Genomic DNA, 24,199 nt, shown 5'->3' with positions numbered 1-24,199 from the left:
ACATCATTATACCCAGCCGGGTTACCGGAATACATACCGGTAGCCCGACATATCATTGCACTCAACCCTTCTCTTTTAATAATGCCCTTGATTGCGACCCCGAATACGCTTTAAGCAGTTCGCATCTGGAACAATGCAACGGTTCACATTGACCTCTCGAAAGCACTGGCCTAGCGTGAGTCATGTTAAAAAAAAGCCGTTTCTTTATGCCATCTAATATATCCATTTTGCGATTTCTGCTACTCATTGCTTTTACTTTGAATAGCGCTGTGTTGCATGCTTCTGAACCCAGTTCATTTGATTTCACTGCCAATCAAGGCAGGTTACTTTTGCATGTGACACACAAGGATCCCTTGTTAACCTGGGCGGTGAATGATTTTGCCGACAACGTTGGGCGCAGAGCGGGGCGCTCGATAGAAGTAACAGAGCAATATGTCGAAAGCGGCGCGGGTATTCTGGTGACCGTTGATCCTTTTCACCCCAGGCTGAAAGCCCTAGAAAATACTCCCCATGGTCAATGGGAAGGCTTTGCTGTGTTCGTGTCTGGTGAGACGTTACATGTCGTTGGCGCAGATATCAGGGGCGCGGTTTATGGTTTGATGACCATCGCCGAGAAAGTGGGTATTTCACCGTGGCATTGGTGGGCAGATGTTGAAGTGGCGGCAGGCGCAGTAGATAAAGCGTCACTCACTCTAACCGGGTTACCCATGCTCGAAAGCCCGGCGGTGAAGTATCGTGGGGTATTTTTAAATGATGAGGATTGGGGGTTGTTGCCTTGGGCTGCGAAGACGTTTGAGCCTGAAACCGGCAATATTGGTCCGCGCACCTACGAAAAGATATTCCAGTTGCTGTTGCGTCTCAAAGCAAACACGATTTGGCCTGCTATGCACCCGGGAACAAAGGCGGTTTTTACTGTACCGGGAAATAAAGCAATGGCGCAGCGCTATCAGATTCACGTTGGCACATCGCATGCTGAGCCCATGATGCGCAATAACGTCTACGAATGGCAGACAACACAGCGCGGTCAGTTTGACTATGTGAACAATTCTCAGCAGGTATTGGAATACTGGCAGAGCCGGGTCGAGGAATTGGGCGACGTGCCGGATTTACCCTTGTTTACACTGGGAATGCGGGGCATTCATGACAGTCACATGCAAGGTACGTCGTCGATAGAGGAGTCCGTCGCAGTATTGCAGCAGGTGATTCAAAAGCAACGTCAGTTGTTACGTGAAGTCTATGGAGACAAACGGGCTATAAAACAGGTCTTTACGCCTTACAAAGAAGTGCTGGCTCTCTACAATGCCGGATTAGCAGTACCGGAAGAGGTGACGCTGGTGTGGCCGGATGACAACTACGGGTATATTCGACGTCGCAGCAATCCGCAAGAGCAGCTCAGAACCGGTGGAAGCGGGGTCTATTATCACTTAAGTTACTGGGGCAGGCCCCATGACTATCTGTGGTTGAGCTCTACGCATCCCGCGTTAATTCAGGTTGAAATGGCAAGGGCTTATGCAGATGGGGCTAAGCAATTATGGATTGCCAACGTCGGGGACATTAAACCAATTGAGTACAATACAGAGTGGTTTCTTGAATTAGGCTGGTCAGGCCCAGAACTGGACGTTAATAACGCCAGATCATTTTTACAACAGCAGTTTGCTCGGGATTTCGGACCGGCGCTCGCCGAACCTTTAGCAGATTTGATGCTGACGTATTATCACCTGGCGTTTATTCGGCGGCCTGAATTCATGGGCTGGAGCCAGACCGAGCCCACTACGCCTACATCACTGACGAGCTGGTCTGAATCATTCATTCATAATCGGTTGCAGGCGTATCAGCGCTTGGAGGACTCGATGCGCGCATTGGCGCGTCAGGTGCCAGCCCAATTACAGTCGGCATGGTATCAATTGGTGGCTTATCCCATCGAGGGCGCGGCGGCGATGAATCGAAAATGGCTTTACCGTCAACTGGCAAGCACAACCGTGAAGCCTGACGTACGTGAAAGTTACAGGGCGAAGGCAGTGCAAGCGCATCGGCATATTCGGCAACTAACCGACCTGTACAATAGCCAGAACAACGGTAAATGGGCGGCCATGATGGATGCGAGCCCGCGTCGTTTACCTGTGTTTGACTCGCCCTCGCTCATTAATGGAGGGCCAGTGTCTACCTCCGGTTACCAAGAGCCGGTGGTGCTTGCATCAGCGGATACCTGGGCCCCGAAAGGGGCACAGTGGCGCGCAATTCCAGAGCTGGGCTATTCCCGTCACGCACAGACGGTATTTCCATTGGCGACCAGATCCTTTGAATCTAAGCAACCCACTGTGAGCTATGCGTTTGATTTGCCCGTTAGCGGTGATGTAAACATTGAGATAGCGACATTGCCCACTCATGCGAATCAGTTTGATCATCAGTTAAAGGTATTACTCAACAACAAGCAGGTTGAGCAAATTGCGCTTAATTCCCGAGGGAGAAGCGAGGCCTGGAAACAAGGTGTGCTGGCAAATCGAAGGGTAAACAGGCTTCATCTGTCTTCGCTTTCCGCAGGGCATCATGTCTTGACGTTAGCGGTGAATCAAACGGGTATTGTTATCGATGAAGTAACGATGACGCAGGCAGGAAAGACAGCAGAGAAATAACACATCGGGCAAACGACACCGCCGTTTGCCCGATACCTGTGTTTATACTTTGAACTGGCGAATTGAGCTTTGTAACTCTTCGGCCAAACGGGCGACTTCGGAGCTGGACTCCGACGTCTGTTGTGCACCCACGGTAGTTTCTTCAGCAATGCCCACGATGGTTTCCAGTTTCTCGCTGATATCCTGAGACACCAGATTTTGCTCGCGTGCAGATTGTTCGATTTGCGAACTCACGTCATGGGCGCGATGCACAGCCTCGGAAATCACATCAAGAGCACGAGTGGCCATGTCGGTTTGTTCAACACATTTCGCCGTTTGCTCTTTGCCCTGATTCATCACGGCCACGGCTTTCTCTGCGCCTTCCTGAAGCACCTCAATCATGGCATTGATTTCTTGCGTGGATTCCTGAGTTCTGCTGGCAAGAGTTCGTACTTCATCCGCAACCACGGCAAAGCCCCGGCCCTGTTCACCAGCCCGGGCAGCCTCGATAGCCGCGTTCAATGCTAATAAGTTTGTTTGGTCGGCGATACCGCGAATAACGTCGAGTATGCTACCAATACTGGCGCTGTCCTGATGCAGTTTATTAATAACCTGGGCAGCCTGATCAACGTCGCGTGCCAATACTTCAATAGTGGTTTTATTTTCCAGTGAAATTGTACGCACTTTGTTAGACTCTTCGTCGGCATGACGAATTTCTTCCAGTGTATTTTCTGCATTTTGTGTCACTAGCTGAGACGTTGAATGCATTTCGGTGGTGGCCGTTGCCACCAGGCCAATCTGCGTTTTCTGATCCTGAATCGACTTCGTGGTTTGCGTGGTAACCGCTGAGGTTTGTTCTGACGCTGCTGCGAGTTGTTCAGCGCGCAGATTAATACCCTGGATAAGGTCTTTCAGACTGGATATGAGCTTATTACAGTTCTTTGCCAACTGACCGAATTCGTCCTGCTTGGAGTCGTCGAGGTTGTGAGTCAGATCACCAGAAGAGGCAATGTTAAGCAATTCGTTCACCTTCGCTAGAGGCACAGTAATGGCCGACACCGTTTTCATACCGGTGAAGAAGGCAACGACCAGTGAAATTGCAACAATAACAAAGACGCTGGTTGTCCCGGTTGCTACGCTAGCGGTGACTTGTTCTTCCAGTGATTTTGCTTTCTGGTTAGTCAGAGCCAGCAGGTTTTCTAACTCATTAATGGCTTCTGAGGCCTTATTGTCGGCCTGACTAAGAGACTGTTGCGTTTGGTTTCTCAACTCCAGACGTGTCATGTGTAGCTGAATAATCCCGTCGCTACCTGTGACGGCATCAATGGCATCGTTTACCAGGCCTTCGATGTCACCTAACATACCAGTGTTATCCTGGCCATCTGCCGCCGCTAACATAGCATCGAGTTGCTCGTTTATGGCATCGACCGCAAATTTAACTTCGTTGCTCAGCGTATCAGCACGCACCAGGGTCTGCGTTTTAATGTAATCAGACGTCACCGTCATGAGTGTTAACAAGCGGGTCTCTAATTCGCTGCCAAGCTGAGACGCTTTTTTGAGTTTAGTGCTTCTTGCAACTTCGTCTGTGTCGCTAAAGTCCAGCAGGTAAGTTGACGCATCGTCAGCATTGTCTTCTACGTCCATCAGGCGAGAGGACACTTCGTTGCGCTTATGCAGATATTGCAAGTGACTGTCGTACAAGCTGTTTACGGTAGACAAGTACTCTTCGTACTGGCCGCGCACTGTTTGCAGTGACGCTTTAAGCTTGGGATCATTCTTAACGGTAACGGCCAGACTTTTGTACGCGGCGTCGAAACGCTGATTCGCTTCGTTGAAATTCGTTTGGCTAGTCTCTACTGAGGGAATGTCTTCAGAAATGTACGCTTCAAATGTCAATCGACCCATGTTGAGGAATGTGGCTTTTAGCGTGTTGCTACCCACCACGGTTGGCATGGCAACCTTGTTGACTTCCTCTACGTCATCATGAACTGAACTCAAATTAACTAATGAAAATACACTAATAATAAGGAGTAATGCGCTAATTGCGACAAACCCGATGATGATTCGCGCTTTAACCGTTAAATTCATTCTGGCTCCCAGAGCTTTTTATAGTTTTTAGTATCCAAACAGTGTTTCTACGTCGCTTGTTCAGGCGTCTGGTATTACTGATTGGCTTTCAAGGTCCCGATGCTGTGTCCCCTACAGCAAAACTTCCATAACAGTCCCCGATAAGTCATACAACAATCATTGCTGTAGATACTTTTATACCAACCTTTACGGCATGATACAAAAGTATTAGGCATAAATTGCTGTGATCAGACTTCTTTAACTCTCTGTTTATACAGTATCGGACCAAAATTGAAAAAGGTTAAGCGCTGATCGCAAAAGTTTGCCCGAGATCGAGGTTTAACAGGGTCAGTTGGTTACCCCAGACATAACCGGTATCAAGTGCCTGGAACTGCGAGGACTCTGTGTGACCCATTAGGGCGGCCCAATGGCCAAATATGACCCGCTGTTCAGGCAGTAACTGAGGATTGTTCACTTTAAACCAGGGACAAAGTGAGCCCGGTGCATCTTTGGGGGCGTATTTGGCTTTCATATTCAGTCCGCCGTCGGCTGATAAAAAGCGCATGCGTGTGGTACTGTTAATGATAAATCGCTGCCGCGCCGCACCAGAAAGGCCTTGATCCCAATGCGTCGGGCCATTGCCATACATGTTTTCCAGCAACTGGCACCAACGGGCGCTTTGCAGCTCATCACTGATTTCCTGACTCAGGGCACACAGTTGTGACAAAGACCAGTCCGGGTATAAACCGGCGTGTACCATTATTGTATTGTCGTCGAGCATCATGGCCAGCGGCCATTGGCGGTACCACTCAATGATATCCGGGAGTTCAGGGCAGGCCAGTAAGGTATCCAGCTTGTCATTGGCTTTGACTTTTTTCAGGCCTTGCGAGACGGCCAGGAAATGCAGGTCGTGATTGCCCAGCACGGTGCTGAACTGGTTTCCCAGACTACGTAGAAGTTGAATTGTGCTCAGGGAGTCCTCGCCGCGAGCAATCAGATCTCCCACGGCGTAGAGTGTATCGCAGGCAGGATCAAACTTAACTTTGTCCAGTAATCGGGAAAGTCCTTCGTAACAGCCCTGAATATCCCCAATGACGTATCTTGCCATGTGCCTAATTAATAATGTTTGGCAGGGCTAAACGAAATGGATCGATTGGTACGCGAAAGGTCTCGCCTTGCTCGGTTTTCATTTCGTAGTGACCTTGCATGGTACCCACTTGCGTGTCGATCACTGAGCCACTGGTATACTGAAAACTTTCGCCGGGTTCAATAGTTGGCTGTTTGCCAACGACACCTTCGCCACTCACTTCTGTTTGTTTGCCATTGGCGTCAGTGACAAGCCAGTAGCGGTGGGTTAGCGTGACCGCGCAACTGTTGTGATTCATGATGGTAATTTGATAGGCAAACGCGAACTTGTCACTGTCGGAAGGCAGATGCTCCGGCAGATGCCGCGTTACTACCCGAATTGAAACCAATTCGGCCAAATTAGACTCAGGCGTCGGTGTTGTCATGTTCGTCTACCCAATTGGCTATCACGGCATAATCCTGCAACGACAGGGTTTCGGCGCGGCGGGTTGGGTCAATGCCCAGTGCCAGCAACTGTGCTTCTTCTATGCATTCTTTCAAACTATTGCGAATGGTTTTACGGCGTTGATTAAACGCTAACGTACAGACGCGTTCGAGGGTTTTTACTGAGCTTACCTGCACCGGAGGCGTAGTGTGCGGGGTTAATCTCACCACCGCAGATTCCACTTTGGGAGGTGGCACAAAAGCACCGGGCGGCACGTTAATAACGGGTTGAACTTTACAGTAGTATTGCGCCATTACCGACAGGCGGCCATAGTTTTTATGCCCAGGTGTGGCGGCCAGTCGATTCACCACCTCTTTTTGAAACATAAAGTGCATATCTTTGATCAGATTTGCAAAACTGAATAAATGGAACATGATCGGCGTTGATATGTTGTACGGCAGGTTGCCAAATACGCGTAGCGGCGCATCGACCTTTGCGAGTTCAGCAAAATCGACTTTCAGGGCATCCTGCTCAACAATCGTCAGCTTGCTACCGTGGAAAGGGTGGTGACGCAACCGTTTTGCCAGGTCACGGTCCAGCTCTACCACGGTCAGCGCATTGACTCTCTCACAAACCGGATCGGTTAATGCGCCTAATCCGGGGCCGATTTCCACCAGATTGTCGCCGTCTTGCGGATTAATGGCATCGACGATCTGTTCGATGACAAAGGTGTCATTTAAAAAGTTCTGACCAAACCGCTTACGCGCGGTATGACCTAAATGCGTTTTATTCATTGTTGGTGTTTTGCTAACTCGATTGCTTTAAGCATTGCCTGGGTAAAGCTGCCACTGTCGGCTTCGCCTTTACCCGCCAGGTCCAGCGCGGTACCGTGATCAACGGATGTACGAATAAAGGGTAATCCCAGTGTGATGTTCACGGATGCACCAAAGCCTTTATATTTTAGCACGGGTAGGCCCTGATCGTGGTACATCGCGAGTACAACGTCGGCATCGGCCAGGTATTTTTGTTGAAAAATAGTGTCTGCAGGCAGCGGACCGGTAATATGAATACCCTGTTCACGCAGCTCGTTCAGCGCAGGGGTAATGGTTTCGATCTCTTCCCGGCCAATGTGACCGTCTTCACCCGCATGGGGGTTTAAACCACATACATAAATGTGCGGCTGGGTAATGTTGAACTTCAGCTTCAGGTCGGTGTGAATGATGTGAATGACCTTGTGCAATCGCTCGCGCGTAATCGCTCTGGACACATATTCCAGCGGAATGTGTGTGGTAGCCAGCGCAACATTCAGACCTTCGGTAGACAGTAACATTACCACATCAATCGTATTCGATTGATGGGCAAAGAACTCAGTGTGGCCACTGAATGAAATACCGGCTTTATTGATGATGCCTTTGTTCACCGGGCCGGTAACGACCGCATCAAAATCGCCTTCGATGTTTGCCTGGCATGCCTGGCGTAGTGTTTCCACGACGTAGTGGCCGTTTTCACTGTTCAGTTCACCTGGCACCACAGGAACAGCCGCTGGAATGGGCTGGATGAATAATTCTCCGGGTTCCTGGATGCGGGTTTCGCCGGGCGTGTAGTGTGTCAGCTTGAGTGGTTTACCCAACATGCTGGCACGTTCCTGCATCATGGCTTCGTCGGCGAAAATAACCAGCTGCGCTGGCCACGATTGTTGGGCCAGTTCAATAGTCAGGTCAGGTCCAACCCCGGCGGGCTCGCCAGGGGTTACTGCAATTTTTAACGGTGTCATTAAGAGGCCTTAAGTTTACTCACTAAGGACTTCGATATAAGCCGTGTCACGCATTTCGCGTAACCAGTTCTCGCTTTCTTCCGCAAATTTACGATTGTAAAGGAGTTGGTAGGCTTTCTCTTCCTTGCGTTGATCAGTTGCGTCGTCCACCCGGCGTTCAAGCAATTGAATTAAATGCCAGCCGTGGGTAGAGCGTACTGGTTCACTGTACTCTCCGGGCGCCAATTTAGCCAGCGCATCTTTAAATTCCGGTACGTACATGTTCGGGTCAGCCCAACCTAATTCACCACCACGCAATGCAGAGCCTGGGTCAGCAGAGTGTTCCTTGGCTAACTCTGCAAAATCAGCGTCACCTGCAATGACTTGTTCTTTAAAGTCTTTAAGCATTTTTTGAGCGCGTTCCTCGCTCAGAATGATAGACGGCTTTATAAGGATGTGACGTGCATTGACCTCTTCCACTTCAACGACTTCAATACCACGGGTATCCAGAATTTTCAGAATGTGGAAACCAGCGCCGCTTCGAATCGGACCAATCAGCGCGTTTTTGCGTTTTCCTTGCACAGCGTCTGCAAACAGCGTAGGCATGGCATTGATGTTCATCCAGCCCATGTTACCGCCGTCTAGGGCTTCTGATCCTGATGATGCTGCAATGGCGATACGTGCAAATTCAGAACCATTGTTCAGCAGATCAATAACTTTGTCGGCACGTTCACGGGCTTCAGCAATGTCTTCGTCGGTAGGATCTGCCGGGAATCCAATCAGAATGTGGCCCAGTTCGTACTCTGCCTGATCGCCACCTTGTTGAGCAATGATTTCCATCAGGTTGGAAATTTCCTGAGGCGTGATGTAAATACGACGACGCACGTTGGCGCGGCGCACTTCGCCCATAATCATCTCTTCGCGCACTTTTTCGCGATAATCGTCATAAGTCATGCCCTGACGCGATAATTCTTCACGCAATTGGGCTACCGATACGCCCTGATTGCCTGCAATATTCGCGATGGTTTGATCTAACTGCGGATCACTGATTCGGATCCCCATCATTTCCGCGCGCTGTAGCTGCAAATTTTTCAGAATTAAGCGCTCAATGGCTTGCGTGCGAAGCGCGAGATCAGACGGTAATTTCTGGCCTTTGGCTTCAGCATCTGCTTTTACCTCGTCGACCAGGGCTTTGACTTCGCTTTCCAACACCACACCCTGATCTACGATCACGGCGACTTTGTCGAGCAATTGTACCTGAGCAACGGCAGGCAGGCTTAATACCAAACCCAATAACAAACCACGAATAATATACTTCATAAACTCTCTTGCTTAGTGTTTGAACGGTCAATGCTACGGTTAATTTAACACGTAGGGCTGGCGGTAACCGAACATGCCATCTTCCAGCATGTCGCGGTTTGAGCGCGCTGACCCAATTCCTTTAAATATAAATTGTAATCCGATACTTGAGTCAAACTCGTTGGTGTTCTGTTGACCCAACGCGTCGTAGCGATTGCTCAGGCTGCGTTGTGCGACTAAACGCACTGCCCAGCAACAGGACTCGTACTGTACCCCAAAATAGTTCTCGATGCTTCTGTCTCTTTCCAGATCCCGGTATGAACGTCCAACCCAATGCCAGTTTTTCGCAATCGGCCAACTGGCTGATATGCCCAACTGGTCAATGGTTTCACCTGACAAATCGCGCACAAAGCGGTGACTCATTTGCACCAGGCTTTCATTGTCGCGGCGGTATTCCAGCACCATGCTGCTACGTTCAACTTTGTCGTTGTCGGTAGCAATCTGCACGGTGGAGTGCACAAACCAGTTGTCGTCAAAGCGCCAATCCAGCTCCGCGGCTAACGCCGAACGATTGCGATCATCGGTAGTTGCCGTGATCCGGGTGTCTGCAAGATAGAATATCTGACCCAAACTAACGACAAATTGTTCCCTGTTTGCGTCGTCAATTACGCGAGAAGTGACACCCAGAGTAATTTGATTGTTATCGTTAATACGGTCAAGGCCAGTAAATTCCTGGCCTCGGAATAAGCCGTTTACGTCGTTTAGCAATGCAGTGGTGTCGTATAAACCAATGTTCGACTGGTCTTCGTACGAGGTGTACAGGTACTGAATTTTAGGTTCCAGCGTCACCGTCATGTTGTTGCCGAGCAAATTATCGTTGCGCTCCAGATACAACGAGCTGAATAAGCGTCCGCGGGTAAGTGTACGGTTGACTTCCTCTTCCAGCAGTGTGCCCTCTATTTCACGCTGGTGATAGTAGGTGTTCATCACCGTTAGCTCTGCGGTCATTTCCCCCCAGTAGCGTTGATAGGGCAAAGACAAAGTAGGAGCGACGTGCCAGCGCAGCGCAGTCGGGTTATTTTCCTGCGCGTTGTCGAAATACGCCAGTTCTGAATCCACGGTTAATGCCAGCATATCGCCCAACGGCTGACGCAATTGAATTTTTGCTTCAGGCAGGGCCCGGTAGATGTCTTCGTAATCGCCAATGGTGTCAAAGTCACGCACATAAAGGCTGAAATCAACATGATTGGAAAAATACTCTACGCCCAGTGTACGGTTTATGGTGGTGTCTGAGCGGTTGTAAAAATCTGAGCCCAGATCCACGATGTAGTTGTTGTCGCTGATCCCATTCAGATCGGCATTCACCATCCAACTGTCACCCAGCATACCCTGATGCTGGTAGCGGTAAAAGTATCGGCTGTCATCACTGGCCAACTTGGTATCGTTGGGCAGGTATTCCAAAAACAGGTTGCCTTGTGAGCTCTCGGTCAGATAACGGAATTCAGTCTTTAACTGGACACCGCGATTCGACATCAATCGCGGGGAAATGGTCATGTCGTAATTTGGTGCGATATTCCAGTAATACGGTTGTTCGTAATCTATACCGGTAGACGTTGAGCTGCTAATCAGTGGGAAAAGTAAACCGCTCTGACGCTGGTTACTTACTGGAAAGGCAAAGTAAGGCAAGTAGAGCACGGGGACGTCACCCACGTAAAAACGGGTATGATGGGCTTCTCCCATGGTCTCGCCTTGCTCAATACTGATTTCTGAGGCAACCAGTCGCCAGTCTTCCTGACCCAGCGGGCACGTAGTGAAACTGACTTCTTTGAGGCTTATGCCATCGTCAGCGCTGATGTCGATTTCTTCAGCGGCACCATGCCCAACAAAGCCGGTTAACTGATAAACCGTATTTTGCATATTCAGGGTCTGAGTTTGCGAGCTGACTGATAAGCCGTCGCTGCTAACGCTGAGTTGACGGTCGCTGTAAGTAACGTTACCGGTTGCTGAAACGGATTTGCCGTTGTCACTGACTTCCGCTTTTTCAGCATGGATCACTGCACTGTCGGTGGTAATGTCTACGTTTCCGGCAAAGCTGGCCAATTGATTTTCCAGCACTTCCGCAGAGTCAGACATCACTTTCACTTGTTTCTTCGATAATAAACGGCTCTCATCGAATGGCGGTGGTGTCACAATACAGGCGGCATCTTCTGCGCTATCGCTTTGTGCCCAGGCTGGCAGAGTGAGTGAGGCAGCACACAGGTGACACAGCAATAAAACCGTTCGGGCGTGAGGCCTTGTGTTTGCGCAGGATGATGTCGACAACAAATTTACTTACTCGAAGTTCGCCGGTGAAAGTAATGAATCACTTACCACTAACAGCTGGTGCTACCGATAAGCGTTTGAACAAGGCGCTAATTCTATGCACTTCGTCGCCATTTACCAACAGCAGACCTTAAAAAAATCGAAAAATTCCCAAGATATCCCCAATTTCTTTGCTGAATAACCCAAGGTGTATCGATTTTTGTGCAATGACGACGCGTTTTCGTTGCTTCATCCGTTAAACAGGCCTAGTGAACAGGCTCGTCACATCGCGACCATTTTTGCTATTTCGCGTTAAAAATACACAAATAGCGGCGTGGCCTTGGGAGTTTACCGATGTTGTTCGGTAATGCATGATAAAGTACGCACGTTATTGGTAGTGCAAAGCATCACAATGGGAGGGAAGCATGCCATCTTGGGGCACCGTACTCGGCTTTATTTTTGGATTTTTGGCGTTTCGGATCCCCGGTGCCATTCTCGGCGCGGTTGTCGGTTACTTGTTCGATAAGGGCTATGCGCAGGACTTTAATCAGTCTGGCGGTTTCGGGCGGTTCTTTACCAGCCAGGACGCCATGAAGCAGCAGGCTATTTTTTTCCACAGTCTGTTTGCTTCTCTGGGGCACTTGGCTAAAGCAGATGGTCAGGTCACCGAACACGAAATTCTGGTTGCGACCCGACTCATGGACGACATGAAATTGCACGGTGATGCGCGCAAAGAAGCGCAACAGGCGTTTCGTGAAGGGAAAGAGCGGGACTTTCCAATAAGCGATATTCTCAAGCAATTACACGAGTCCTGCCATGGTCGTCGCGACATCCTTCAGGTATTTCTGGAAATTCTCATACAATCGGCCTTTGCCGACGGTCATCTGTCGCGGGATGAATACCAGGTGTTGGAAAAGGTCGCCAAACCGCTGGGGTTTGTGCGTCGGGATCTGGATTACCTGATTGCAATTTATGAGGCGGAAATTCGCTTTCGCAGGCAATCTCGCTCACAGGGGCAAGGACAGGGGCAGCGTCGCCAGGCGCAGTCAAATAGTGGTCCCACGTTGGAAGATGCCTACACCATTTTAGGTGTGTCGGCCAGTGACGATGAAAAAGCCATAAAGCGTGCTTACCGCAAACGCATGTCTGAGCATCACCCCGACAAACTGGCTTCCAAAGGCTTACCTGAACAGGCAATGGAAATTGCCAAGTCAAAAGCACAGGACATTCAGGCGGCTTATGAGCTGGTTAAGTCCCGCCGAGGATTCAAATGAGCAAGACTGGACCGTTGCTTCGCGACAACGACACGGATGACATAGAAGCGTTTGTCGAACATTTGTGGCTGGAAAAAGGCCTTAGCGACAACACGCAGCAGGGTTATCGTCACGATTTGTGTCATCTGGCGACGTTTCTGGTTGCTGACAAACGCCCGTTGATTGTGAAGGTGTCGCTGGAAGATTTGCAGGACTATCTGGCTTATCGCGATGACAATGGATTATCAGCCCGCTCAACCCAGCGAGCGATAAGCGCAATGCGTCATTTTTACCGCTATTGCGTGACAATGCGGTTTCGCGAGGACAATCCGGTTTCGCAACTGGCCATGCCAAAGGCGGCGAAGAAATTACCCGGCAGTTTAAGTGAGGACGAAGTCGACGCACTGCTGGATGCGCCGAATGTGGAAGACGACATTGAATGTCGCGACAAAGCGATGCTGGAAGTGCTCTACGCTACCGGATTGCGCGTCAGTGAACTTACCGGACTCAGGATGTCTCAGATTAGCCTGACTCAGGGGCTGGTAAGGGTAACAGGGAAGGGCAATAAAGAGCGACTGGTGCCGTTGGGCGAACAGGCCCTCGATGCGCTGCAGCACTATTTAAACGTTGCCCGCCCGGCACTACTTAAACATCAGACCGATGTGGTGTTCGTTAGCAAACGCGGCGTGCAAATGACCCGGCAAACGTTCTGGCACCGAATTAAATACTATGCCGTGGTTGCCGGTATTACTGAACACCTGTCGCCTCACACGCTTCGGCACGCTTTTGCGACCCATTTATTGAACCATGGTGCGGATTTACGAGTAGTACAAATGTTGTTAGGGCACAGTGATTTGTCGACCACGCAAATCTACACCCATGTCGCCACGGAACGACTGCAAAACCTGATTGGTGAGCATCATCCAAGAGGCTAGAGCACATTCGTCGTTGTATCCGTATTTACCCGCGGCGAGCAATCTTCAATGCGGGTGTTGAATAAGGTATGATGCAATTTTTCGGGGGTATGGCGGTCTTATTTACCAGCACCTTCACATAATTTGGTAGTGAATAACGCATACCAGTCACAGGAGTATCTATGAGATTGTTTTCCCGCGGCGTCGCCGTTTTCCTGAGCTTACTAACATTGAACACTCAGGCAAGCGTGCTGGCAGACGCTGCAAATGATCACATTAAAGCAAAAATTGAATCGACCTTGCAGTGGCAAGTGCATGCCATTGCAGACTCGCCAGTACGTGGTTTGGTACAGGTGAGCACTGAAAACGGGTTGTTTTACGCCAGTGCTGACGGCACCTATTTTCTTCAGGCAAAAATCTATAATCTCGATGAAGAGATGCGCAATGAATCGGAAATTGCGTTGGCTGAAATGCGTATCGAAGGGCTAAAACAGTTCGAAAATTCCTATATCGAATTCAAAGCTAAAAAAGAGAAGTATGTGGTCACCGTTTTCACCGACACCACATGTGGCTATTGCCGACGATTGCATGAACAAATGGGCGAGTACAACGAAGCAGGGATTACAGTGCGTTATTTGGCGTACCCTCGTGCGGGTTTAAGCAGTCCAACTTACCGTCAAATGGTTAACGTGTGGTGTGCAACAGATCCCAAGGATGCCATGAGCACGGCAAAAGCAGGCCAAAACGTGGCCCCGGCATCCTGTAAAACCGACATTGCTAAACAATACCAGTTCGGTCGCAGTATTGGGGTAAACGGAACGCCTAATATCATTCTGCCCAATGGCACAGTAGTGCCTGGCTATCAACCGGCTGATCAGTTGTTGTCGACACTGCAGTCGACAGCTGGCTAAAGCAATGCGCACCAGCGCTGCGTAAGTGCTGGTGCAATAAACGGCTATCCTGCCGTCAGGCACTCATCCACTAACGTTGACGTTTCATGGCTTTATCAATTCACCGACGCGAACTGGCGTCAACCCCCCTAACGGCAAACCTGCATCCGGTTCTGGCCAGAATTTATCAAGGCCGCCATATTCAAACCCCGGCACAACTCGATACAGGGGCTAAGTCGCTGTTGCATTTTAGTAAGCTACTACACTGTGACAGGGCGGCGGCGTTAATCGCCGATGCGATTGCTGCCAACAACATGATAACCGTTATTGGCGATTTTGATGCCGATGGGGCGACCAGCACCTCCTTGTGCATGCTGGCACTGGCGGACATGGGCGCAAAACGGGTTGATTATCTGGTACCGAATCGTTTTGATTTTGGCTACGGCTTGTCGCCCGAAATCGTCGATGTGGCTGCTGAACGCGGAACCCAGTTAATTATTACCGTCGACAATGGCATTGCCTGTCATGCCGGTGTAGAACGCGCTAAAGCGCTGGGTATGACGGTGATTGTAACCGATCACCACTTACCGGCCGATACACTGCCGGTTGCTGATGCGATTGTTAACCCCAATCAACCGGACTGTCGTTTTCCGTCTAAATCCCTGGCCGGCGTGGGGGTGGCATTTTATTTAATGCTGGCATTGCGGGCCGAGCTCGATCAGCGTGGCTGGTTTGCCGAGAGCAGGCGCCCGGTGCCGAATCTGGCCAATTACCTGGATATAGTTGCAGTAGGCACCGTCGCCGATGTGGTGGTGCTCGATCAGAATAACCGCATACTGGTGCATCAGGGATTACAGCGTATTCGCGCCGGCCGTTGCCGGCCGGGTATCACCGCAATGCTGGATGTAGCCCAACGACAGGCGGCCAGAATTACCGCGTCTGACCTGGGATTTGTGGTCGGTCCCAGACTCAATGCCGCCGGCAGGCTGGACGATATGGCGGCGGGCATAGAGTGCTTATTGTGTAATGATGCCATGCAGGCTCGTGCGATGGCAGTGGAGCTGGACAGGCTCAACCAGCAGCGTAAAACCATTGAACAGGACATGAAGCAACAAGCCGAAGAAACACTCGCTTCACTGGATCTTGAGGGCGAAGTGCCAAACGCCATCGTGCTGTTCGATGAAGCGTTCCACCAAGGGGTGATTGGTATAGTGGCTGGCCGGTTAAAAGACCAGCACAAGCGTCCAACCATTGTGTTCGCCCGGCAGGACGATGATACGCTAAAAGGGTCTGCGCGTTCGGTAGACGGTGTGCACATTCGCGATCTACTGGATGTTGTTGATACGACTTACCCGGACCTGATCATCAAATTCGGTGGTCACGCTGCCGCTGCAGGCCTGTCTATTGAAGCCGGTAAACTTGAGGAATTCAGCGCAGTATTTTCTCGTTATGCAGGAGAAGCGCTGGCGAACATCGGCGACCCGCATGTGATTGTTACTGACGGCGAGCTGACCGACACCGAATTGAGTCTGGACGTTGCCCAATTGCTTCGACAGGCCGGTCCGTTTGGTCAGGGCTTTCAGCCACCACTCTTTGACGGTGTGTTTCATTTAGTGCAGCAACGTATCGTTGGTGAACGCCACCTTAAAATGGTGTTGGCACACCCGGACAGCGGCGAAGAGTTTGACGCGATAGCCTTTAATATTGATACTCAAGTCTGGCCTGATGCCTCGATTCGCCGGGTGGAAGTTGCGTATCAACTGGATGTTAACTTTTTCCGGGGCCGAGAGTCATTACAACTGCTAGTGGATGCGATTGCCCCGTTATGAGTGTGGATAAGCTACTTGCCAAACATCAGTCACTGACACATACCGAAAACGTCAGAGTGGCCTCTCATACCCAGCGTCAGGACGGAGAATGGGTGCGTCATACACTCATGCTAGAGGGCGTTGATGTGCCTTTTGTGTTCAAACGGACTAAGCCCTACCAGTCGTTAAAAGGGGCCAGAGTAAACCTGACTTATTATCCTGTTACGGAAACCGTGGCGGGCATGGAGTTTGAGCAAATGAAAGTGGTTCGGATCAAGCGCGCTTAACCTGGGAGCTAAGAACCAACATGACGCCTAATTGGCTGAATGCCTACGTGTTGCACCGCCGTCCTTACCGGGAAACCAGTTTTCTGGTGGATTTCTTTACCTACGAGCAAGGTCGCATCAGTGCGGTGGCAAAAGGCGTACGCGGCGCAAAGTCCGACAAACGCAGTTTACTTCAGCCGTTTCAGGCGTTGCGTATTCAATTGACCGGCAAATCCGACTTAAAAAACCTGACGCTAATTGAAGCCGCGGCACCGGCACTGAACGTGACCGGCGATGCGTTGTATTGCGCGTTTTACGTCAATGAACTGACTAACCGCGTGTTGCCGCAGGGGCTGGCGGCGGAAATGGTCTATCAGACCTATGGCGACACCCTGGTTCAGTTAAAAGAAAGCCAGCGCCTGGACCGTCCGTTGCGTGAGTTTGAGATGGCGCTGATAGCGGAGTTGGGCGTGATTCCGGATATGACAACAGAAGCGTTTTCTGCTGAGCCGATTGTTGCCCAGGGCTGGTATGATTTTTACGCCGAACAGGGGTTTAGTGCGGTAGCGCAGGCCGGTCGAAATAGTTATTCGGGCAAGGATTTATTGTCGTTGGCTGAGGGTGATTACACCGACAGTGCCATTAAAACAGCTAAACGACTGACCCGTCATGTATTACAACCGTTTATTGGCGACAAGCCGCTGAAAAGCCGGGAGTTGTTTTTAGCCGGGCGTTAATCTCGCCTTATTGCCGCGGTGATCAAATCCGGCGGTTTGAAAGTACCAGCCCACTCTGTATTTAACCCACTGCGCATCGCTGGTACAATTGGCGCGCATTTTTACCCTACAGGCTATTGGTAATGAACGATATTCTTCTTGGCGTTAACATTGATCACATTGCAACCCTGCGTAACGCGCGTGGCACTTCTTACCCTGACCCGGTGCATGCCGCCGATATTGCTGAGCGCGCTGGCGCTGATGGTATTACGGTGCACTTGCGCGAAGACCGCCGTCACATCAAGGACCGCGACGTGCAGATTCTTGCCCAGACGATCAATACCCGTCTCAATTTAGAAATGGCCGTTACAGACGAAATGCTGGGCATTGCCGAACAGGTAAAGCCGGTGTTCTGCTGCCTGGTACCAGAGAAACGCGAAGAGCTGACTACCGAAGGCGGACTGGATGTCGCGGGCAATCTGAGCCGTATTACTGACGCCTGCCAGCGTTTAGCCGACGCCAATATTCTGGTGTCACTGTTTATAGATGGCGATGAAAAACAAATCGACGCCGCCAAGGCCACGGGCGCCCCGTTTATCGAAATCCACACCGGGCATTATGCCGATGCGACCAGTGAAGCAGAGCAGCTACAATACCTTGCGCAGATCCGCAAAGGCGTGGAATACGCTCATTTACTGGGTCTGCAGGTGAATGCCGGTCACGGATTGCATTACCACAATGTAAAACCTATAGCCGCTATTCCACAAATTCTGGAGCTGAATATTGGCCATGCGATCATTGCTCGTGCGGCATTTGACGGTTTACACACTGCTGTGGCCGACATGCGTAAGTTGATGCAGGAAGCGCGTACCAGCGCCCTGTTACAACAACGCTGAGCTTAGCGCCATGGCAATTGCTGGTATCGGTACTGACATTGTAGAAATTGCTCGCATTAATCGCGATAGCGGGCAGCGTGACCGTCTGGCGAAGCGGGTACTTACCGACACTGAGTTGGCATGCTATGCATCGCACAATCAGCCCGAACGGTATCTGGCGAAGCGATTTGCTGCCAAAGAAGCCGCTGTCAAAGCTCTAGGTACCGGCATTGGCAGAGGCATAGGCTGGCAACAACTCAGTGTTGAAAACAACGAGCTGGGGGCGCCGGTGTTGAACGTAAGCGGTGAATTTGCCGCCCGCTGCGAACAGCGGGGTATTACCCACTGCCATGTGTCGCTGTCTGATGAGCAGCATTATGCGGTGGCTACCGTTATTCTGGAAACACGGTAAATTATGGCCACTATTTATCAGCCTAAACGGGGTAAGCCTCGCCGCTCAAAACAGCGAAATACAAGCCGTCAGGGAACGTTAGCAACAGTGGCGGCAACCATTGATACCTGGGATGCGCGGGGCCGCGGTGTCAGCCGCAGTCATCAGCCAGTGTTGTTCGCCGATGGCGCCTTACCCGGTGAAACCTGCCGTGTGGCTATTACCAAACAAAAAAAGCAAGTCTGTGAAGGCCTGGTGGTCAGTGTTGAGCAGGCGTCTGAACATCGGATTGCACCTTTTTGCTCACTAGCCGAACAATGCGGTGGATGTGCCCTGCAACATGTTGCGCCTGAACCCGCGTTACAGTGGCGTCAACAAGCACTGGACTCTCAGTTTCGTCGCCATCACCGGTTAGCTGCTTTGCCCTGGCATCCGCCTATTGTGAGTGCACACCCTGGCTACCGGCGTAAAACTCGTCTTGCGGTTGATGCGCGGGATAAAAACAATATCAAACTGGGGTTCAGGGCGGCTGGTAGCAGCGCGATCGTAGATGTGCCTGACTGCCCGGTATTAGTTCCCGTTTTGAATACACTGTTGCCTGCACTGCACAAGGTCGTTCGCCAGCTTAAACGCCCGGAGGCCTTAGGTCACATCAGTCTGTTGGCATCAAACAACGACGTTGCAGTGACATTCAGGATCACGCAGACCTTATCGCAACAGGACCGCGAACACTTGTGCACATTCGCTGAAGCACACCAGGTTGTGCTGCGGGCCGATTATGGTGATAACGGCACTGAGCTGCTTTGGGGTGAACAGGACAGTCTGAAGTGCGAAACCGCCAACGACTGTTTTATCTCCGTGACCACGGAAGACTTTGTTCAGGTTAATCACGAAGTGAATCTCGCGATGGTGCAGCAGGCGCTGGATTGGTTAGACTTGCAACCCGACGATAAGGTTTTGGATTTGTTTTGTGGGCTGGGTAACTTTAGTTTGCCGATGGCCAGAAAAGTCAGTCACGTGACCGCCGTTGAAGGGATTGCCACTATGGTGCAACGTGCCGATCTCAGTGCGCAGCAACAGGGCATAACCAACATCAGCTGGCGCTGCGAAGATCTGTCAAATAGCGATATTGTGAGTGCGCTTGCCATTCACAACAAGACTAAAGTGTTACTGGACCCCTCGCGGGAAGGCGCGCACACTGTGTGCGAACAACTGGCAAAACGCAAGGTCGGCGCAATCGTGTATGTATCTTGCAACCCTGCGACACTTGATCGCGACATTGCGCCGTTGCTGGCAGCGGGTTATCGCATTAACAAAGTCGCTTTAATGGAAATGTTTCCGTATACGCAGCACGTTGAAATGATGATGCTGCTGACACCGCAATAAGCGGGAACAGAACACGGACAGCTAGGGTCTTAGGCCTGTAAGATCTGCTTGAAGTAACAACTGACTCAGGACAATTGGTGAAGAATCATGGTTTCAACCCGTAAAGTGCATGAAGCACAACGGCCGCCTTTTGAGCAATGGCTGGCGAGCCTGGATATGTCTGAAGAAACGCGGCAAAAACTGCGTGAAATCTCGCACATGCCCGAGCAACTGCTGGTGGGTCAGGAAATGGTTGAAATACTGCATCAGCTCAACATGGATGATGCGACACTCCAGGCCGCATTGGTCTTTCCTTACTGTCAGCAACACATGCTGACCGACGCCGAAGTGAAAGACACCTTCGGCGATGAAATCGAGCAGCTCATTGTTGGCGTGCGCCGCATGGACGCCATACGTTCATTGCACAACCGCAAACAGTCTTCCAGCAAACTGTCTGCGCCAGACGAACAGCACATCGACAGTATTCGCCGCATGTTACTTGCCATGGTGGAAGATGTGCGCGCGGTAGTCATTAAAATGGCTGAGCGTATCTGTGCGTTACAGCAGGTTAAAAAAGCCGACGAAGAAACCCGGGTCATGGTAGCGCGCGAATGCGCGACTATTTATGCGCCACTGGCAAACCGGCTGGGTATTGGTCAGTTAAAGTGGGAACTGGAAGATCTGGCATTCCGTTACCTGCATCCGGTTACCTACAAACAAATCGCCAAACAACTCGACGGTAAACGCCGCGAGCGCGCCGAATACATTGACAACATCGTTACCGAGCTGCAGTCGCTGGTCGATGCTGAGCATATTAAAGCCGAAGTGTACGGCCGCCCCAAACACATCTACAGCATCTGGAAAAAGATGCAGAAAAAGCACCTGACTTTTGAGCAGCTGTTCGATATCCGTGCCGTGCGTATCATTGCCGAACGTTTGCAGGATTGCTATGCGGCGCTGGGCACGGTGCATGCGCACTACAAGCACATTCCCAATGAATTCGACGATTACATTGCCACGCCAAAAGCCAATGGATACCAGTCTATTCACACCGTGATCGTCGGTCCGGAAGGGAAGGCCGTAGAAATTCAGATCCGCACTCAAAAAATGCACCAGGACGCAGAACTTGGTGTAGCGGCGCACTGGAAATACAAAGAAGGCAGTACAGGCAAAGCGTCTGGCTACGACGAGCGAATCAACTGGCTGAGAAAAATCCTGCAGTGGCAGGAAGAAGTCGCCGAGTCAGGCGATTTGGTGGAAGAGCTACGCAGCCAGGTATTTGATGATCGTGTGTATGTGTTTACGCCTCGCGGTGATGTGATTGATTTGCCGCAGGGGTCAACACCGGTCGATTTTGCTTATTACATTCACAGTAATGTTGGCCACCGCTGTATCGGGGCCAAGGTAAACGGCCGGATTGTGCCTTTTACGTATCAGCTGCACAGTGGCGATCAGGTTGATGTATTAACCGGCAAAGAGCCGAACCCGTCGCGGGACTGGTTGCATCCGGGTTTGGGTTATGTGCACTCTTCACGAGCGCGTGCCACTATTCACAGTTTCTTCAAAAAGCAGGATAAAGAGAAGAATCAGCAGGCAGGTAAAGAGCTGCTGGAGCGCGAACTGGCTAAAGTCCACATCAGCGCGAAAAAAGCCGTCGACGCCTGCGAAAAGTTCAACGCGCCTTCGCTGGATGAACTGTATGCCGCTATCGGTGCCGGTGATGTACGGGTTATGTCAGTGGTGCATTACCTGCAACAACAGCTTGCGCCACCGCCAACTGAGCCTGAATTAAGTCCTAAGCTGAAAACCCGTAAAGCGGCGCGCAGCAAAGGCAAAAAAGACTCTGTGGTGGTGCAGGGCGTGGGGCACCTGCTAAGCCAACTGGCAAACTGTTGTCAGCCTGTGCCCGGCGAGCCTATTCTGGGTTATATCACCCAGGGGCGCGGGGTAAGCGTTCACAAAGAAAGCTGTGACCAGCTGCAGAATTTACTGGTTCAGCATCCCGAGCGTCAGATAGAGGTGAATTGGTCTGATGAACTCAATGTCGGGTTTGAAGCGGCCGTTGACGTGTATTGTAGCGATCGCACCGGTCTACTGCGCGATATTACTACTGTACTGGCTAATGAGGGCGTAGCTTTGTTGGGCGTAAACAGTCAAAGCGACAAGTCGACACAAACCGCGTTAATCGCGCTGTCGGTTGAAGTGGCTGACCTCAACACCCTGTCGCGAATGATGTCTAAACTTGGGCAATTGAAGGACGTACTCGATGTCAGACGAAAATCCAACTAGCCCCGGCAAAGCACTGGATCGCCTGCTTGGCATTATGGCTGCGTTGCGCGATCCCAATACGGGCTGCCCCTGGGATGCACAACAAACCATGTCGTCGCTAACCCGGTACACCATCGAAGAAGCCTATGAAGCAGTGGATGCTATTGAGCGGGGCGCCGCGGCAGATATAAAAGATGAACTGGGCGACTTGTTGTTTCAAATTGTGTTTTATGCCCAGATTGGCAAAGAACAGGGCGATTTTGAGTTTGCGGATATCGCGAATGCAATAAGCGACAAAATGGAGCGTCGTCACCCGCATGTGTTTGCAGGTGCCGATACGGATGAGTCTGCGCTGTCGGCTCAATGGGACGCGATTAAAGCGCAGGAGAAGGCAGAGTCGGCCTCATCGCAAGCGTCGATGCTGTCTGATGTACCCACCGGGTTACCGGCCTTGATGTACGCGCAAAAAATCCAGAAAAAGTGCGCCAAAGTTGGCTTCGACTGGCCTGACATTGCGCCGGTGCTGGACAAAGTCGCTGAAGAGGTTGACGAAATTCAGGCCGAACTGCAAGCCGAACCGGTGGACTCGTTAAGACTTGAAGAAGAAATTGGCGATGCCTTGTTCGCTATGGTGAATTTGGCCCGTCACGCCAAAGTCGATGCTGATGCGGCGCTACGCAGGGCAAACCTTAAGTTTGCCAAGCGTTTTGCGCAGGTAGAACAGGCAGCAGAACTATCGAATAAACAGCTTAGCGATATGAGCCTGGCAGAACTTGAGCACCTTTGGCAGCAGGCGAAAGCCAAAGCGTAGGCTGGTCGCGTTACTTTTTGCTCGCGGTCTGAGCATTAAACTGAATAACTTTTTCCAACTCTGCGCGCATGTAAGATGGATTGCTTACCCACAGCGGATCGTCAAAGTGATAAGAAAGCTCCGGGTTCGCCAAATCGAACACTTTCCGGTTGGGATCCGTCGCCAGTTTCATGGCTTTTTGGTGATTCTCGTGTTTTTCAAACATGGTTTTCAGTTCACCGTTGTCCAACATCCGCAACAACCCTATCTGAATGCGATTTACCAGGTCGGGCTTGTGCGGTGATACGAAAAAATACTCATAACTCGGATAGCGCAGGATAAAGTTGTCTTCCAGCTTTATGCGTTTGGTTTTGTGTCTTTCAAGATCGTTGGTGACTTCGATAACGTTTCTGGGGAAGTAATCTACCATGCCTTTTTCTACAGCGGTAAACATGGTATGAAACCACAAACTCCACTGAGCTGCTTCTACCTTGAATCCATTGTGTTGAAGTACCGCTAAGTCCGGCCAATCCTTGCCCTGTACTCCCACAAGTCCCTGAATAGCTTCTTTACCTAGCGACTGAGGAAACTGGGCCTGTTTATAAGCATTAATGACCAGTACACGGTAACCCGCCAGCCCTTGTAGCAGCGGAAAACGGACTGGCAACAATTGTTGTTCGCGTATGTCTGACGTTGCACTCCACATTACGTCGGCTTCACCGCTTTTTAGTTTAATGATTTGTCTGGCCTGTGGCATGGGCTGAGGGTGGGGCACGGCATTGGCAATACCAAATTCAGGCGTTAGCTCCAGTACGCGTTGTAAAACCTTGGCGTGATAATAACCGTAGGCGTCGTCAGCAAAAGCGCGAGCAAAAATGACGTCGCCGCTTTCTGAGGCAGCTCCGTGAGGTGTAAAAAGGGTGAATAAGAGTAAAACAACGGCCAGGTTTTTCATGTACTACAACGAATAGACACAACTCATTTAAGGCTAGATGACATTTTTTGAATTTACCAATGAAAAATTTAAAAATTAGGGGTTCGCTTTTTGGGCAATTCCTGTATAATTCGCGCCCTGCCCAGTTACACCCACTTTGGGAAAGTGGAAGAAATCAGTGGATTCG

20 protein-coding genes are annotated in these 24,199 nt (G+C 50.7%); 12 read left to right on the top strand and 8 right to left on the bottom strand.

Annotated features, from left to right (window positions below; translation table 11 throughout):
- The first annotated feature begins 335 nt into the window (after nt 1-335).
- The gene (locus BUB81_RS07095) at nt 336-2,633 is read left to right on the top strand and encodes a glycosyl hydrolase 115 family protein (RefSeq protein WP_175555779.1); all 2,298 of its coding nucleotides are present in this window, start codon (nt 336-338) and stop codon (nt 2,631-2,633) included.
- Between the two features lie 42 nt (nt 2,634-2,675).
- Here BUB81_RS07095 and BUB81_RS07090 read toward each other — a convergent pair whose 3' ends face one another.
- From BUB81_RS07090 to BUB81_RS07060, 7 genes are all read right to left on the bottom strand, one after another.
- Nucleotides 2,676-4,700 (bottom strand): HAMP domain-containing methyl-accepting chemotaxis protein, encoded by a 2,025-nt coding sequence (locus BUB81_RS07090; RefSeq protein WP_073320359.1) that lies wholly within the window; start codon nt 4,698-4,700, stop codon nt 2,676-2,678.
- A 280-nt stretch (nt 4,701-4,980) separates the two neighbouring features.
- On the bottom strand, nt 4,981-5,787 hold the full coding sequence (locus BUB81_RS07085) for a symmetrical bis(5'-nucleosyl)-tetraphosphatase (protein WP_073320356.1): 807 nt from the start codon (nt 5,785-5,787) through the stop codon (nt 4,981-4,983).
- 4 nt (nt 5,788-5,791) lie between these two features.
- A complete protein-coding gene (apaG, locus tag BUB81_RS07080) occupies nt 5,792-6,190 on the bottom strand; it encodes a Co2+/Mg2+ efflux protein ApaG (protein ID WP_073320353.1) in 399 nt (132 codons plus the stop codon).
- The gene (gene rsmA, locus BUB81_RS07075; RefSeq protein WP_073320350.1) at nt 6,171-6,983 is read right to left on the bottom strand and encodes a 16S rRNA (adenine(1518)-N(6)/adenine(1519)-N(6))-dimethyltransferase RsmA; all 813 of its coding nucleotides are present in this window, start codon (nt 6,981-6,983) and stop codon (nt 6,171-6,173) included. The genes apaG and rsmA overlap by 20 nt, the downstream gene beginning before the upstream one ends.
- Entirely contained in the window at nt 6,980-7,963 is a 984-nt protein-coding gene (gene pdxA / locus BUB81_RS07070; RefSeq protein ID WP_073320348.1) for a 4-hydroxythreonine-4-phosphate dehydrogenase PdxA, read from the bottom strand. Before pdxA ends, rsmA begins: the two co-directional genes overlap by 4 nt.
- 15 nt (nt 7,964-7,978) lie before the next feature.
- A complete protein-coding gene (surA, locus tag BUB81_RS07065; RefSeq protein WP_073320345.1) occupies nt 7,979-9,262 on the bottom strand; it encodes a peptidylprolyl isomerase SurA in 1,284 nt (427 codons plus the stop codon).
- Nucleotides 9,263-9,301: 39 nt separating this feature from the next.
- Nucleotides 9,302-11,512: an LPS-assembly protein LptD gene (locus BUB81_RS07060; protein WP_073320343.1), complete on the bottom strand. Its 2,211-nt coding sequence runs from the start codon at nt 11,510-11,512 to the stop codon at nt 9,302-9,304.
- Nucleotides 11,513-11,967: 455 nt separating this feature from the next.
- Here BUB81_RS07060 and djlA point away from each other — a divergent pair, with 455 nt between their 5' ends.
- The 11 genes from djlA to mazG all read left to right on the top strand — a co-directional run bounded on the left by djlA (nt 11,968) and on the right by mazG (nt 23,099).
- Entirely contained in the window at nt 11,968-12,816 is an 849-nt protein-coding gene (gene djlA, locus BUB81_RS07055) for a co-chaperone DjlA (RefSeq protein WP_073320341.1), read from the top strand.
- Complete coding sequence (xerD, locus tag BUB81_RS07050) at nt 12,813-13,730, top strand: site-specific tyrosine recombinase XerD (RefSeq protein ID WP_073320339.1); 918 nt, start codon at nt 12,813-12,815, stop codon at nt 13,728-13,730. The genes djlA and xerD overlap by 4 nt, the downstream gene beginning before the upstream one ends.
- 161 nt (nt 13,731-13,891) lie before the next feature.
- Nucleotides 13,892-14,620, top strand: coding sequence for a bifunctional protein-disulfide isomerase/oxidoreductase DsbC (gene dsbC / locus BUB81_RS07045; RefSeq protein ID WP_073320336.1), 729 nt, complete (start codon nt 13,892-13,894; stop codon nt 14,618-14,620).
- 86 nt (nt 14,621-14,706) lie between these two features.
- Complete coding sequence (gene recJ, locus BUB81_RS07040; RefSeq protein WP_073320334.1) at nt 14,707-16,428, top strand: single-stranded-DNA-specific exonuclease RecJ; 1,722 nt, start codon at nt 14,707-14,709, stop codon at nt 16,426-16,428.
- The gene (locus BUB81_RS07035) at nt 16,425-16,694 is read left to right on the top strand and encodes a hypothetical protein (protein ID WP_073320332.1); all 270 of its coding nucleotides are present in this window, start codon (nt 16,425-16,427) and stop codon (nt 16,692-16,694) included. The genes recJ and BUB81_RS07035 overlap by 4 nt, the downstream gene beginning before the upstream one ends.
- Nucleotides 16,695-16,714: 20 nt before the next feature.
- Complete coding sequence (gene recO, locus BUB81_RS07030; RefSeq protein ID WP_073320330.1) at nt 16,715-17,410, top strand: DNA repair protein RecO; 696 nt, start codon at nt 16,715-16,717, stop codon at nt 17,408-17,410.
- 122 nt (nt 17,411-17,532) lie between these two features.
- Complete coding sequence (gene pdxJ, locus BUB81_RS07025) at nt 17,533-18,285, top strand: pyridoxine 5'-phosphate synthase (protein WP_073320328.1); 753 nt, start codon at nt 17,533-17,535, stop codon at nt 18,283-18,285.
- A gap of 10 nt (nt 18,286-18,295) precedes the next feature.
- The gene (gene acpS, locus BUB81_RS07020) at nt 18,296-18,676 is read left to right on the top strand and encodes a holo-ACP synthase (RefSeq protein WP_073320326.1); all 381 of its coding nucleotides are present in this window, start codon (nt 18,296-18,298) and stop codon (nt 18,674-18,676) included.
- 3 nt (nt 18,677-18,679) lie between these two features.
- Entirely contained in the window at nt 18,680-20,041 is a 1,362-nt protein-coding gene (gene rlmD / locus BUB81_RS07015) for a 23S rRNA (uracil(1939)-C(5))-methyltransferase RlmD (protein WP_073320323.1), read from the top strand.
- An 87-nt stretch (nt 20,042-20,128) separates the two neighbouring features.
- Nucleotides 20,129-22,309 (top strand): GTP diphosphokinase, encoded by a 2,181-nt coding sequence (gene relA / locus BUB81_RS07010; protein WP_073320320.1) that lies wholly within the window; start codon nt 20,129-20,131, stop codon nt 22,307-22,309.
- A complete protein-coding gene (gene mazG, locus BUB81_RS07005; RefSeq protein ID WP_073320317.1) occupies nt 22,287-23,099 on the top strand; it encodes a nucleoside triphosphate pyrophosphohydrolase in 813 nt (270 codons plus the stop codon). Before relA ends, mazG begins: the two co-directional genes overlap by 23 nt.
- A gap of 10 nt (nt 23,100-23,109) precedes the next feature.
- Here mazG and BUB81_RS07000 read toward each other — a convergent pair whose 3' ends face one another.
- Entirely contained in the window at nt 23,110-24,033 is a 924-nt protein-coding gene (locus BUB81_RS07000) for a type 2 periplasmic-binding domain-containing protein (protein WP_073320314.1), read from the bottom strand.
- Between the last annotated feature and the right edge of the window lie 166 nt (nt 24,034-24,199).

This window comes from Marisediminitalea aggregata, assembly GCF_900129565.1.
GTDB classification, from domain to species: domain Bacteria; phylum Pseudomonadota; class Gammaproteobacteria; order Enterobacterales; family Alteromonadaceae; genus Alteromonas; species Alteromonas aggregata.
Note: the sequence above shows the minus strand (reverse complement) of the source record. Positions and strands in the feature narration are given on the sequence as shown.